The sequence below is a fragment of the Neobacillus sp. FW104-15D2 genome (assembly GCF_058790155.1).
In genome coordinates, this window is the sequence record NZ_JBYTCJ010000030.1 from 1 (window position 1) to 13,775 (window position 13,775).

At 40.0% G+C, this 13,775-nt stretch carries 17 protein-coding genes and 1 pseudogene; 4 read left to right on the top strand and 14 right to left on the bottom strand.

The features are described 5' to 3' along the window. Positions 1–491 precede the first annotated feature (491 nt). On the bottom strand, positions 492–725 hold the full coding sequence (locus AC3WR0_RS20005; protein WP_166030281.1) for a hypothetical protein: 234 nt from the start codon (positions 723–725) through the stop codon (positions 492–494). Positions 726–861: 136 nt separating this feature from the next. Between AC3WR0_RS20005 and pdaB the strand changes: the two genes are divergently transcribed. After that, positions 862–1,611 carry a polysaccharide deacetylase family sporulation protein PdaB gene (gene pdaB, locus AC3WR0_RS20010; RefSeq protein WP_492553959.1) on the top strand — a complete coding sequence of 250 codons (750 nt, stop codon included), beginning with the start codon at positions 862–864 and terminating at the stop codon, positions 1,609–1,611. 23 nt (positions 1,612–1,634) lie between these two features. Here pdaB and AC3WR0_RS20015 read toward each other — a convergent pair whose 3' ends face one another. Beyond that, positions 1,635–2,303, bottom strand: a complete 669-nt coding sequence (locus tag AC3WR0_RS20015) for a KinB-signaling pathway activation protein (protein WP_492553960.1) — start codon at positions 2,301–2,303, stop codon at positions 1,635–1,637. Between the two features lie 149 nt (positions 2,304–2,452). On the opposite strand from AC3WR0_RS20015, the gene gerD reads away from it, so the two are divergent. Beyond that, positions 2,453–3,061 (top strand): spore germination lipoprotein GerD, encoded by a 609-nt coding sequence (gerD, locus tag AC3WR0_RS20020; protein WP_492553961.1) that lies wholly within the window; start codon positions 2,453–2,455, stop codon positions 3,059–3,061. 54 nt (positions 3,062–3,115) lie between these two features. On the opposite strand, the gene AC3WR0_RS20025 is transcribed toward gerD, so the two are convergent. From AC3WR0_RS20025 to AC3WR0_RS20035, 3 genes are all read right to left on the bottom strand, one after another. Then, positions 3,116–4,174 (bottom strand): Mrp/NBP35 family ATP-binding protein, encoded by a 1,059-nt coding sequence (locus tag AC3WR0_RS20025; RefSeq protein WP_492553962.1) that lies wholly within the window; start codon positions 4,172–4,174, stop codon positions 3,116–3,118. 158 nt (positions 4,175–4,332) lie between these two features. After that, positions 4,333–5,052, bottom strand: coding sequence for an N-acetylmuramoyl-L-alanine amidase CwlD (gene cwlD / locus AC3WR0_RS20030; RefSeq protein ID WP_492554007.1), 720 nt, complete (start codon positions 5,050–5,052; stop codon positions 4,333–4,335). Between the two features lie 323 nt (positions 5,053–5,375). Further along, complete coding sequence (locus tag AC3WR0_RS20035) at positions 5,376–5,819, bottom strand: YbaK family protein (RefSeq protein WP_492553963.1); 444 nt, start codon at positions 5,817–5,819, stop codon at positions 5,376–5,378. 475 nt (positions 5,820–6,294) lie between these two features. Between AC3WR0_RS20035 and AC3WR0_RS20040 the strand changes: the two are divergent. Then, positions 6,295–6,378: pseudogene (locus AC3WR0_RS20040) on the top strand (DUF1232 domain-containing protein); the annotation flags it as partial. 33 nt (positions 6,379–6,411) lie between these two features. After that, complete coding sequence (locus AC3WR0_RS20045; protein ID WP_492553964.1) at positions 6,412–6,549, top strand: hypothetical protein; 138 nt, start codon at positions 6,412–6,414, stop codon at positions 6,547–6,549. Positions 6,550–6,648: 99 nt separating this feature from the next. Here the strand turns inward: AC3WR0_RS20045 and pqqE are convergent, their stop codons facing one another. The 9 genes from pqqE to rpsI form a co-directional block, all read right to left on the bottom strand. After that, a complete protein-coding gene (gene pqqE / locus AC3WR0_RS20050) occupies positions 6,649–7,785 on the bottom strand; it encodes a pyrroloquinoline quinone biosynthesis protein PqqE (protein ID WP_492553965.1) in 1,137 nt (378 codons plus the stop codon). Further along, positions 7,763–8,101, bottom strand: coding sequence for a pyrroloquinoline quinone biosynthesis peptide chaperone PqqD (gene pqqD, locus AC3WR0_RS20055; RefSeq protein ID WP_492553966.1), 339 nt, complete (start codon positions 8,099–8,101; stop codon positions 7,763–7,765). The genes pqqE and pqqD overlap by 23 nt, the downstream gene beginning before the upstream one ends. Positions 8,102–8,147: 46 nt before the next feature. Continuing rightward, positions 8,148–8,876: a pyrroloquinoline-quinone synthase PqqC gene (gene pqqC, locus AC3WR0_RS20060; RefSeq protein WP_492553967.1), complete on the bottom strand. Its 729-nt coding sequence runs from the start codon at positions 8,874–8,876 to the stop codon at positions 8,148–8,150. A 2-nt stretch (positions 8,877–8,878) separates the two neighbouring features. Further along, positions 8,879–9,805 (bottom strand): pyrroloquinoline quinone biosynthesis protein PqqB, encoded by a 927-nt coding sequence (pqqB, locus tag AC3WR0_RS20065; protein ID WP_492554008.1) that lies wholly within the window; start codon positions 9,803–9,805, stop codon positions 8,879–8,881. Then, positions 9,787–10,029: a hypothetical protein gene (locus tag AC3WR0_RS20070; RefSeq protein ID WP_492553968.1), complete on the bottom strand. Its 243-nt coding sequence runs from the start codon at positions 10,027–10,029 to the stop codon at positions 9,787–9,789. Before AC3WR0_RS20070 ends, pqqB begins: the two co-directional genes overlap by 19 nt. Before the next feature lie 55 nt (positions 10,030–10,084). After that, entirely contained in the window at positions 10,085–10,159 is a 75-nt protein-coding gene (gene pqqA, locus AC3WR0_RS20075) for a pyrroloquinoline quinone precursor peptide PqqA (protein ID WP_155900136.1), read from the bottom strand. A 358-nt stretch (positions 10,160–10,517) separates the two neighbouring features. Further along, positions 10,518–10,982 carry a hypothetical protein gene (locus AC3WR0_RS20080; protein WP_027322875.1) on the bottom strand — a complete coding sequence of 155 codons (465 nt, stop codon included), beginning with the start codon at positions 10,980–10,982 and terminating at the stop codon, positions 10,518–10,520. A gap of 102 nt (positions 10,983–11,084) precedes the next feature. Next, positions 11,085–13,016, bottom strand: coding sequence for an outer membrane protein assembly factor BamB family protein (locus AC3WR0_RS20085; RefSeq protein ID WP_492554009.1), 1,932 nt, complete (start codon positions 13,014–13,016; stop codon positions 11,085–11,087). Positions 13,017–13,366: 350 nt separating this feature from the next. Further along, complete coding sequence (gene rpsI / locus AC3WR0_RS20090) at positions 13,367–13,759, bottom strand: 30S ribosomal protein S9 (RefSeq protein WP_027322877.1); 393 nt, start codon at positions 13,757–13,759, stop codon at positions 13,367–13,369. Between the last annotated feature and the right edge of the window lie 16 nt (positions 13,760–13,775).

A 13,775-nucleotide genomic window follows, 5' to 3' on the forward strand; every position in this document is an offset into this window, starting at 1 on the left:
GTTCGTCCTGAGCCAGGATCAAACTCTCCGATAAAGAGAATGAGTTTTAGCTCATAAAGTTACGTTGGCTGATGAATAAAATTCATCATGTTATTGTTTGTTTGTTTGTTTGTTCACGCTTTGTTTGTTTAGTTTTCAAAGAGCAAGGCAACTTCTCTGATTCATCCTCTTTGCAGCCTTGCGACGAGCTGAACATATTCCTCTTGAATACGTGCTGGCACAGGAGCAATTATAAGGTTTGCATCGTGAAGTTCATTGTGTTAATCGCTCATAGGCGACTTTCTTAATATATCATCTTTCTAACCGTGATGTCAACAACTTTTTTCGCTAACCTTCAATGGCTATCAGCGACGTTTATTAATATACCAAGATAACAATTAAAAGTCAACGGCTTTTTTGAAAAAGTAATACATAACTTTTTCGAGTCTTTAGGAGCTTTGCTCTAAGAAGCTTTTACATATACCAGTCTGTTTATTAAATTGTTTTCATCGCTATATTTTATTAATTGTCTTTGTCTTTTTTCGGCGCATATATCGCAGACATTCATTTGGAGAGGCAACCCGTTTAAAAAGGGTAAATAAAATTTTATAGCGTTCATCCATGGCCCTTTTTACAATGTGATCAATTCGATCATCTTTTAAATCAAATAGAATTTCGTCCATTTCTCTTTTGATTAAATACTGCATTTCTTGGGTTTCCTTTTCACTTAGAAGAATGCCAATCATTTTTTCACGCTCCAAAATAGTGTTGTGATAGTATTCTTTTCCATTAAATCCAATTTTATAATTAATGGTATTCATATTTTTTTGAAAAGGCTCATAGGTATGAGACAAGGAATGCTATGGACGAGGTGAGGAAGACATGAATTTTTATGTTTTTAACGTTAAGGTTTTTAAACAGCTTACCCTAGTAATAATTGCTGCATTTTTCACAGCCTGGTTTTTGTATATGGACCAAATTGCCCAACTGCCAGTCTTCTCTACAAAGGATGGACCAAAAGCTGTTTATAAAGGGGAAAAGGATATTGCCTTAACCTTTGATATTGGTTGGGGAGATGAAAAGGCAGGGCCTATATTAGATGTTTTAAAACAAGAAAATGTTAAGGCAGCTACCTTCTTCCTCTCTGGTGCCTGGGCAGAGCGTCACCCTGACCTGGTAAGCAGAATTGCAAAGGAAGGATATGAAATCGGGATATTAGGATACAATTATGAGGATTACATGAAGTTGGAAGAGGCAGGAATCAGAAAGGACCTATCTAAAGCACAGACTGTTTTTCAAAAGTTGAATATTAAGGATATAAAGCTGGTAAGAGCACCTACAGGACACTTTGACAGCCGGACATTAAAAGCCGCAGAGAGATTTGGTTTAACTGTTGTACACTGGAGCATTGACTCAAAGGATTGGACTAATCCTGGCGTTACCACCATTGTTAAAAATGTCAGTAAGGCCGATAAAGGAGATATTGTGCTTCTCCATGCATCCGACTCTGTTAAACAAACAGCCAAGGCACTGCCTGAGGTTTTACAGGAAATTCGCAGCAAAGGGCTTAAACCCGTTTCAGTATCTGAAATGATTGCCAACGGGACTGCCCAATCAAATGAAATACGGTAATCCTATACAAAAAAGCCGTCCAATTAAATGGACGGCTTTTTTTTTGTCTTTCCCCCAGCCTTAGGGTTAGCTGCAAGCTCTTCCCGCCGGCGATCAGACTGTGCATTAAGCTTATGAAGAATTAATATCTGATAAGCATTACACACCAATAAAGCAAAAAGCATCAAATAAAACCAGCTGTGCTCATTGACCCGAAGAACTGGCACCCACTCTATGACTGTTACCACAATCATAAAAAATAATGCAGGAATAAATGCCTCTTTATTCGTTTCTTTCGCCTTTATCCAGGCCACCAAAAGACCAACGGCCAATAAAAAGGCAGCAACACCGATATACGGCAAAATACTGTCTCCACTTTTAGCAAATGATTGGTAACGTAAATAAACAAGGTCAAATAAAACAAAAATAGTAAGGACCGCTTGTACTCCATTCCAAAGTGAAACGGATTTAAAGATGCCGAGCCCAAATCGATGAACGGTCAAATAAGCAAAAAAGCCCATTTGGCTTATTACACTAAAAAGAAATCCCATTACAATAAGCCAGACCAGAACTGAAAGAATTTCAACTACTTTTATATCAGCGAATATCGGCTGGAATTCATTCCATCTTACAATAAGGCCGACTATGGCAGTTGTCAGGCCGCCAATCAAGCAGGTATTTATAAACAATTTTACCCAGTTACGGCTAGTCACTCTATTCTTCCCCCACACACTAAATTAATTCCCTTATGATTGTACCAATGAGGGTCTGAAAAATCCAGATATAGAAGAATTTAAGCGAATAATACTTCTCCATTTTCTTCATCCTAACATTAAGGATTCATGTGAAAGGGGCTTATCAAATGAACAAAAAGTTGATGCCGCTATTGCTTTTCACCCTATTTCTAAGTGCCTGCTCTTCAGGCGGCAGCAGTAGTGGTGCAGGTCAAGTTGATTATGATCAAACAAAGAAAATGGTTGTTGATATACTAAAGACAGATGATGGGAAAAAAGCTATTCAAGATGTTATGTCTGATGACAAGATGAAAGAGAAATTAGTAATGGATCAAAAAGTTGTGACCGATACAATCCAGCGGACCCTTACTTCAGATAAAGGAACTGAAATATTAAAGAAAACCTTTAGTGATCCAAAATTTGCTGCAGGCGTCGCAAAAAATATGAAATCCGAGAACCAGCAGCTTTTGAAAGATCTAATGAACGATCCTGAGTACCGCGGAATGATGGTGCAGGTTTTTAAGGAACCGGAAATCCAAAAAGAAATGGCGGACTCCTTAAAAACAAAAGAATACAGAGCGAATCTTCAAAAGGTTATTACTGAAACAATGGCAAGCCCCATTTTTCAAGTTAAAATGCAGAGCTTGCTCCTAAAGGCAGCCGAAGAAACACAAAAGGGCAAGTCCGACCAGAAAAGCGGCGGAAGCCAAGGCGGTGGCAGCCAGGGAGGAAGTTAACTTTTGAAATAAAGAAAAGAGGCCTCTTCAGATGAAGAGGCCTTTTGATGTGAATTATTTTTGATCAAGCAGATGAACCACTTTTTCAGCAATAGTCATATAAATTTTTCCCGTTTCATGATCTTCCTGATATATAGATGGAGCAAAGTCATAATCATTCCAATCAGGCTGTGCCAGAGGAAGTCTTCCTAGAACTTCGGTTTCCAGTTCATCAGCAAGCTTGTCTCCGCCGCCTTTTCCGAATACATATTCCTTCTCGCCTGTCTTTTTGCTTTCAAAAAAGGCCATATTTTCAACTATACCTAATATCTCATGTTCTGTTCTTAATGCCATGGCACCCGCTCTTGCTGCTACAAAGGCAGCAGTTGGATGAGGTGTGGTTACTATGATTTCCTTACAGGACGGCAGCATCGAATGTACATCAAGCGCTACATCCCCTGTTCCTGGAGGCAAATCCAGAAGCAAATAGTCAATATCTCCCCATTCAACCTCATTAAAGAAGCTGCTTAGCATTTTTCCAAGCATTGGGCCGCGCCAAATGATTGGAGCGTTGTCCTCGACGAAGAACCCCATTGATATAACCTTAACACCAAAACGCTCAACTGGAATAATTCTTTCCCCTCTTACTTGAGGACGCTTGGTAATTCCCATCATATCCGGTACGCTGAAACCATAAATATCAGCATCAATTAAGCCAACCTTTTTGCCAAGGCGTGCCAAAGATACTGCAAGATTGACTGATACTGTTGATTTTCCTACTCCGCCTTTTCCGCTGGCAATCGCAATAAAGGTAGTCTTGCTGCCTGGGGAGAGAAGACCCTTGTCCGTTTCAGGCATAGAAGCACGATGCTTTTGCAGTTCTTCCTCAGGAAGCTCAGCGAAACGGATACCGACTGTTTCCGCTCCGGCCTCCTTTAGCTTGTTTACGATTTCTGTTTGGAACTGCAGCTGTTCTGCTGTTCCTGTTTTCGCAATTGCTACCTTAACACTTACATGATTTTTCTCTTCTTTGATTTTAATCTCCTGAATGCCATTAATTTCACCCAGTGTTTTATGTAAAAATGGTTCCTTTAAGCCGCTTAGTATTTCCTGAATTTTTGCTTCCGTTAACATCCTGCACCCACCTTTAATTCATTTTTTAAAACAAGTATAACACACGTCATAAATTAAACAGTTAAATGAATCACACTGCCCCTATTGCAATACAAGAAAGATTCTATATAAGGGAGTAAGACAATTATATAAAAAAAGAGAAGGTGTTTTCCACCTTCCTACTCAGTCTCCTTTAATCCCTTTTCATTGGTGAAAAACCGAAGGACCCCTTTATAAACAGATGCTGCAACCATATCCTGATATGCTTCACTTTTTAAATTTGCTCTTTCCTGTGGATTGGAGAGAAATCCAATTTCAACAAGAGCGCCTGGTCTCTTAGCATACTTTAAAATATAAACCTGGCCTAAAGGCTTTGCATTTCTAGTTGTATTCTCAAGGTTGCGCCGGAGCTCGTCCTGAATAAACCGGGCAGCCTTTTGGTTTTCCTTAAACTGAGGTGCATAGAAGGTTTGAGCACCGCTCCATCTAGCAGAAGGAATTGCATTTAAGTGGAGACTGATAAATAGATCGGCATCAGATTCATTAATTATTTTTAGCCGTTCTTTTAAATCAGCAACCTTTCTTCGGCTGTATCCCTTCATTCCATCCGGGGCAAGGTCTTTATCCGTTTCTCTAGTCATGACAACCGTAGCTCCCTGCTGCTGAAGGTAATCTCGGACCTTAAGAGAAACATCGAGTGCGATATCCTTTTCAAGCGCCTTTTTATCGCCTGCTCCCCCGTCGGGACCACCATGGCCAGGATCAATTAATATCACTTTTCCAGTTAGAGGGAGATTCCAAGTATTCCAGGATTTATTCTCCGTAAAGTCGTATTGAATGATTAAAAACAATAGGATAACCCCGGCAACTATTGCTGTTATTTTCAACTTACTCCTCAACAACTAAATCATTCCTTCCTGCTCGTCCCTTTTCACTTTCACTATATGGTGAGTAAAGAGAATTTAGAACAGGAAGTATTTGAGCCATAGAAGCCAAAAAACCAGTTGGTAGAGCGGAAAAAAGGTTTTTCTTTCCCCAGTTGACATTAAACAATCAGGCGAGTAAATCATCATCTGGGGAATGAATGGTCGATTCCAGCCAGGGCACCCGAAAACCGTGGTCTTTCAGGAGTTGAACAATTATCAGAAAAGCGTCCTTTTTACGGGGGATGAATGTCCGAACTCAGCAAGGGAACTAGAAAAACGTCTTTCTTCTGTAAAAATTAATGCAACCGCAGCTTATGGCGCCTTTGGCCTTTTTCATAACCCTCCATCCACCACACATCAACATATTGTTCACATAAATAATATAGTGACTCGCTTAAAACTCCGTCCTCTACCGTACTCCAATAAAGAAAGAAGTTATACAGCGTGTCAATTAAATGCTTTTCATCACTGTGGCAGCGCTTTTTTACATCTGTCATTGATTCACCATGAGCTCCAAATTTACTTAAATTTGCACCAAGCAAATATGATTCCAGTGCAACATCATAGCAGGCCTCCTGGATTCCTGAATTCATAAGCAAACTGGAAGTCAGCCTGAAGGATCCAAAGTATTTCTGTACCCTTTCTTTTAAAACATTTATCGATAGGTCTTTTAAAACAGACCGCTCATATTTAATCTGTCGTTCCTGTCTTTTTTCCTGTAAGGTTGTTATCACATTCAACTGTTTTCACCTCTTACAGGTAGTCTTTAACCTTGTCGGTGGAGAAATACAGCATAACAACCGTTTTCCATTTCCAATTCTTCATGACTTTTGAAAAAAAGCATAATTGGGGCAGTGGACGATTTTATAAAGGCAAGGAAAAGTAAAAATGAACCCGTCGCTTATGGCAATATGACTCATATTCCCGGAGCTTCTTTTTGTTAGATACATCAAAAATTTTATGTAACTTGTATTTCTTCGCTTGTATTTCTAACTAATCCCCTTAGGTTCTTTCCAGCAAACATTCTTCAGGAGGAACTTTGATAAACCCTTCAATACTTGGCTGCTTCATCTCTCCGTTTTCTGTCTACTCGGCAAGTTTAAATTTTACCGTCCTTTCCAGACGAACCCAGGTAGAATTTAAACCGGTGCCTGGGCAGCTTTACTAAAGCTAAATCGCCATCCGGAAACACCTTGGTACGCAAAGGCTTTTTCAATTTTAATAGTAGCCTATGCCTTAAGCCCCATTGATTTTATTCCTGACATTATTCCCATATTAGGATATGTGGATGAAGCTATCCTGCTTCCTTTAGGGATATTAGGAGCCTTTGCTATGATTCCAAAGAGGATATTAGAGGAATGTAATGCTACCGCCTATCAGAGTTCCACCAAACTAAGAAAGAATTGGGCTGCAGCCTTTATTATCCTTCTCGTTTGGGCGGGACTTGCAGCTTCCATCTTATTGCTTTAATCACTTAATTATTGGATAAAGGTCAACTAAAAATTTTTCTCAAACAAAAAGTGCCAAGTAGGCAGGATCCCAAATGGCACCAGAATTCAAATTTTATTTTTAATTCTTTACCTTATCTAGGTGATATTTTCGATATATCATAGTAGTAATAATTTCGTTATCGGGATTCTTGTTTATATCCTGTACGGCCGATTCAATTAGATGATGATCCGGCGACCACTCACAGACTGGGTCAGCAGCAGATGCATTTCCAGTTAAAGCGAAAGCCTGGCAACGGCAGCCACCTCCATCTTCATGACGGAAGTCACAAGAACTGCAAGGTTCTGGCATCCATTCTTCCCCACGGAAGTTGTTAAAGGATTTTGACACGTACCAAATCTGTTTCAGTGAAGACTTACGGACATTCTCAAATGTAAGACCCTCAATGATTCCCGCTGTAGGACACGGCAGAACATCACCATTTGGGGCTACTGTAAACCCAATTGTCCCCCAGCCTCCCATACAAGGCTTTGGAGAAGATGCATAATAATCAGGAATAACCCAAATAATTTCCATTTCTTTTCGAAGCCGCTCTTTAGCAGCCATATAGATACTATTTGCCCTTTCGACTTGTACCCTGCTTGGTAATAACTGATCGCGATTGAGCAATGCCCAATTATAATATTGAGCATTCGCCAGTTCCAAACGTTCAGCTCCCAAGTTCTCTGCGAGTTGAATAATCTCCTGCAATTGATCTATATTCATTCGATGTAAGACAACGTTTAATGATAAATGCAATTCAGCCTTCTTCACTGCTTTTACAGCTTCATGTTTCTTCTCAAACGCTTTATATCCTCCGATAACATCGGAAAGCTTTGCTTCCGCTGCCTGGAAGCTTATTTGTACATTTGCTAACCCGGCTAACTTTAGTTGATTCACCTTTTCCTCCGATAGCCCAATACCGCTTGTAATAAGGTTTGTGTACATCTCCAAATCATTAGCATGTCGGATTAGTGTTTCCAAGTCATCACGTATAAGGGGCTCCCCTCCAGAAAAGTGAACTTCTACTACTCCCATTTCGGCAGCCTCCGTCAAAACACGACGCCAATCTTCCGTTTTCAACTCCTCTTTCTCAAGTGTTAACTCTAAAGGGTTGGAACAATATGGACAATGTAAAGGACATCGATGTGTTAACTCTGCAAGAATTGAAAATGGTGCTCCGACGGGATTGCTGCTAGTTCGCTTCAATTGCGTCATAATTAGGCACCACCACCCATCCTTGATCCACCATTTCTTGCAGAAATTCTAAAATATCAGGCTCCATTGCTTTTAAATCAGGCAATGGTTCTGTTTCCATTGATTCTTTGCCCACCTGCAAAGAATCTCTAATTTTTTCAACTATGCTATGCACCGTTAGGCTTCCATCACATAGAATAAGGATAGAGGCGGCGGTTTCGTTCATGACCACAACCTTTTCCGGTAACAAAAGGAGATGCTTTTCTCTCACTTTATCAAATTTAATTCGTGCTTTTCCAGCAAGCTTAGGGTAGCTATTTTCTAAAATTTGTTCCACCACCTATCCCTTTTTTCTTATAAGTAAGGAACCATTGGTTAGCATTTTACGGGAATGCTTTTTCAATAGCGTCAAGCTGCACCCATAACACATCACATTTAAAACGTAATGCTTCTACCGCATTCTGTTGCTCCGCAGGGGTTTGACAGTATGACAACACAAAATTTAAAGCAGTATTCGAATCACGGGGAGCTTGAGTTAAACGGTTTTGGAAATATTCAAATCCAGTGCTGTCAATCCAAGGATACAATCGCTCCATTACCTTCATTCTTTTAAAAATAAGGTCCGGGGAAAATAACTCTGTTAAAGAAGAGGCAACTGCCTCAATCCACGGCTTAGACCGTGCAAAGTTTACATAAGCATCTACCGCAAAACGAACACCTGGTACGACTCTCTCCTCCTGTACAATCTCCTCCCTAGTTAACCCAACAGCTTCTCCAAGTCTTAGCCATGCCTCAATGCCGCCATCTTGCCCATGTGTGCCATCATGGTCGATAATACGCCCAATCCATTCACGCCGTAATTGTGGGGACGGTAATTTTGAAAGAATTGCGGCATCTTTAATCGGAACCGACTTTTGATAGTAGTATCGGTTCGCAACCCACCCTTGAAACTGCTCCCGGCTCAAGGCTCCCTCATGCATCTTTATATGAAAGGGATGTTTATCATGATAATAGGAACGGCCGACATCCTTTAAACGTTCTGTAAATTCATCTTGTGACCAAATCTTTTTCTGATGTTCTTTTTCGTTGACTGACATACTTTTTCCCAGCATGATTACACCTCCACTTCCATGCCATCAAAAGCAACTTCAAATCCCATTTCCTTTAATATATTTCTTTCCTTGGAACCTATTTTCAAAATGGGGTTGCTATTGTTAACGTGTATTAAGATTTTGCGCTCAGCTGGAAACGCCGCTAACTTTTCCACTGTTCCTCCACTACCGCCAATTGGTAAGTGTCCCATATTTCGTGCATCACGCTTCGTTGCACCCATCTGTACCAATTCATCCTCTGACCAAAAAGTTCCATCTACCATTAATATATCTGCTTTCATTAAGCTTTCTTCTATAGAAGTGGTTATCTCTTCAAGTGTAGGGAAGTATGCAAGACATTTGTTGGTTTTCTTATTATGGAAAACCAACCCGACCTCCCAAATATCTGACATTTCATCGTGTTTCCACTTTGTATAAAGTGGTGGTTTCCTTGAAACAGGAATAGTCTCAATGGTTATGGCTTCCTCGTAATTTTCATCAGAAGCTCCAATCACTTGCAAACATTCAGGTGAAAGAGATTTCCATTGCCAAGAACAATAGCTTTGTAACATAGGGAATACCGGGAAGGCGGATTGCAATGTTTTTCGTACGCTTTCTGTTCCATAAATGGTTAAATGTGAGCCTTCTCTTAGCGATAATAACCCGATTGTATGGTCAAGCTCAGCATCAGTTAAAATAACTCCAGCTAACGGGGTCTCTCTTATACCAGGTCCAGCATGCAGCTGAGGATAGGACTCGATTTGTTGGTGAACGTCAGGTCCAGCATTTATAAGATACCAATCCCTTTCATTTGCACTTATTGCAAGAGAAGATTGTAACAACGGTCGGAATGCTTTGTTACCTGTACGAACCTCTCGACAATTTATACATGCACAGTTCCATTGTGGAAATCCTCCTCCTGCCGCTGTTCCTAAGACTCTAATTCGAATATGGGCCCATTCCCTTCACCATTAACTTTGTTTTGGCTAACCTCTCCAGATTTCACCGTAAGCCTTCCAACTTGCCATCCAATTACCACATTGGTAATACCCAATAAGGAAAATAATAAATAATCTCCAATTGGCTCAGGGGTTAGAAGATCAACGCCTAACCAAATGCCTGTTGTAGCAGCACCAATAATGGCACCCAGTACTGATTTTAAGTAAGGATTCATTCTATTGCACCACCTCGTGTTTTGTTAAACCTATTTATAGCATACGACACAGATGCTATTTACCAATATAGGCGTACATTGTTACCTCAGAAGATGTATTAACCACTTTATATTCAGGCTTCTTCCACATGTTAGTCACCACCTTTCATGACACCAATAATTGTGAAAGTAGTACTAAGAGTGTTTGATTTCCCTTACAAAATAATCTTATGTAGATTGTTTCCTCGAAATAACCAGAATTTTGACTAGAAATTGTCCTAATTGTACGGATTATTGCAATGAATAACAAAGAGAGACAAGCTTGTTGCATCTGTCACCCTTGCTTTGTCTGTGACTGAATTAAAAATAACCTGAGCTTATCAAAGCTCAGGTTAAAAACATTCATTTATTCACAAATTCTTCAATTGAAAAGTCATTATTACCTCAAAAGATTTATCCCGTACGATTTAAGAATGATACGGGATACTTTTAGTTTTTCAACATCTACCTCAGTACTGACTACTCCTTAAGATAAAGTTAACTGTCCATTGACCCTTTTGATTCAATATTCCATGTGTATGAAATGACATTTCGGAAGTATCGGGTCTGTAATGATGTAGCTGTGCTATTATCGTTCCTTTATACTCATTATTACTTACTTTCTTAAACGATTCTGATTCCTCGCGAACTAACGTATGCCCAATCCAAATATACGGGTTTTCAATCAAACTTTTAGTATTCGAACTAACTTGTATATTCGAATTTGAGTATATCGTATAATGCAGCTGAATATTTTGGCCGTGGTTTATTATGGAATAGTCACTGATGGTTAACCTGATTCCGTTATCCTCGGATGAACCTAAGCCCATATTTGATTGAGCATTGGACAAAGTTGGGAAGGCAAATCCAAAGAGTAAGGAAATACATAAGGCGGCACCAATGAATCGCACGGTACAATTCGGTAATTTCCTCATTTTACCACCATCCTTATTTTTCTTGTATATCTGATGTTTCGCCAATTTATAATGACAATCTAAGTCCGAGTAAACAGAATCGGATTGCTTCTAGAGTAAAAATCATTTCTTTTTGGAAAGCCAATCCGCTAGTGCTTCAGCCTCTGCACCTTTGGCCAAGCCTGCTGGCATGCGGTCGCCACCATTAAGAATTTGATTCAATATGTCCTCTCTAGACATAGTTTTACCTATGTGTTGAAGATTTGGTGCTGTTGCACCTTGTAGATTATCCCCGTGACAGGAAATACAACTTCTTTTGTAAACCTTTTCCGGATCGACACTTGCTGGTTTGTCGGCTTCCCCTTGTAATTTTGCCTTTTTATTTATAGCTCCAGGTTTTAACTTACCTCCGAGACCATAAACAACAACCTTCGTACCACCAGTAATGACTGCAACATATTCATGGCCGTCAACGGTATATATGGAAGGTGCCATTTTGATTTGTTTTCCTCCACTTTGCATCTTCCATAATACTTTACCTTTTTTAATATCAAGAGCATTTACGTTTCCATCCAATTCCCCGTAGAAAGCAAGACCGGCAGCAGTGCTTGTGAATCCGCCATACATCGGATCGTTCGTTTTCTTTTGATATACTTTTTTCCCTGTATTCATATCAATTGCTGTAATGGTACCAGAAACATCAACACCTTTTGGCAAAGGAAGTATCTTTGTACCTGGGAAGGTATTATTATCTTTTGCAATCTCTTCTGCATCTTTAGCTGCTACCATTAAATTTGGGCTATTAATACCTGGAATAAGCACATAGTTGGTTTCAGGGTCATAAGTCTCTGGAGCATAGCTTTCTCCACCTGGCGTTCCTGGCCATTGAAGTTTAGCCTTACTCTCATCGCTTGGTACGGTCGAATGTTGAATTTTTACAAAAGGTATCCCATCATAAATGTTTTTCCCCGTTTTTGCGTCCCATGCATACCATTTTCCATTCTTACCGCCTTCCACCACTACCTTTTGTTTTTTCCCGTCGACCTTTGCATTGAGGATCATCGGCGTTGCGGCAGCGTCATAATCCCATACATCATGATCAACTTGACTGGATGACCATTGAAATTTCCCTGTTTTACTATCTAAAGCAACGATAGAATCGGTATATGGATTTTTTCCTTTTCTATCTGCATCGTAAAAGTCCGGAGCTGGATTCCCTACTGCAAAATACATCATATCAGTATCTGGATCAAACGACATCGGTGTCCATACGGAGCCTCCGCCCGTATATTTACCCTTCGCCCAGCCCGTTCCTCTTTCAGGAACGGTCCAAAACGGCTCTTTCCATAGCGGTTCCAGGGTATCTGCTTTAAACGCCCAAACAAAACCTCGTGTACCATTATCACCGCCGCTGCTTCCAACGTAGACATTGCCATCATAATACATCGGAGCTGAAGATTCATAATATCTGTTTTCTAACTTTATAGAAGGTATATGATCCCAAAAGTTGACCATTTTTAAAAGTTTTCCGTTCTTCGCATCAAGTTTGGCCAGTCGATTATCTATCATCAAGACAAATACATTTCCATTGGCCACAGCGACACCCCTACTTGCCACATTGGACTGCCATTGCAAACTATTAAGATGATCAAGTACGTCCTTAGGCGGTGTCCATGCCCAAAGTTTCTTTCCACTTGCGGCATCGATCGCAAACACATGATTTTTCGCACTAGTCACATACATAACCCCGTCATGGACGACAGGGAAATCTTCTTGTAAATTTGGAACATCCTTATTCCAATCTAAGATATCCTGCTGCCAAGCAATCCCCATTTTTTTCACATTATTTTTTGTAATCTGTTTATAGGGCACATGTCGGGTATGTTGAAAGTCATACCCCCAATTTGGGAATCCTGTCTCATCTTCCTGATTTGCCTGGTTGGATTCCTTGGTTTCCCCTTTGTTATTTGCATTATTCTTGTTATTATTCGACTGACAGCCAACTGTAACCATACTCGCCAGCAAAACTAAACCTAATGACTTTAAAACTCGCATCACGGAAATACACTCCTGACTTTATGAAATAATACATTGAATGTTTGATGATGAATTGGTTCCACTTTGAGTCTTTAAACCTCCTTAAATATAAGAACATTGGTATAATCACCTAAAGCACATTAAATTATGCAAATTGTGACTAATTCTTCCTTCCCTCTTTTTAAAATGCGAGTGAAAAGTTTTCGATGAATTCCACTTTACCTCATAAACGATGACCAATCCCCCTTAATGATCAATTGGTTCTTTTATCAAAAGTTTAATTTTACTGTTGTACGACCAATTACTGATTTTAAGCATAAAAAAAGACCCCCAACCAAAATGGTTGAGAGCCTTTGAAATGTTGATAATTAACGTTTTGAGAACTGAGGTGCACGACGAGCGCCTTTAAGACCGTATTTCTTACGTTCTTTCATACGAGCGTCACGAGTTAATAGTCCTGCACGCTTAAGTGTTGGACGGAATTCTGGATCAGCTTGAAGCAATGCACGTGCGATACCGTGACGGATTGCGCCAGCTTGGCCAGTGTAACCACCGCCATTTACGTTTACAACTACATCATAGCTGCCAAGTGTTTCAGTAGCCACTAATGGCTGCTTAACAACTTCACGTAAAGCTTCGAATGGGATATAGTCTTCAATTCCACGATCATTGATTAAGATTTGTCCGTTACCTGGTACTAAACGTACACGTGCAACAGAGCTCTTACGACGGCCTGTGCCGATATATTGAACTTGTGCCAAGTTAATACCCTCCCTT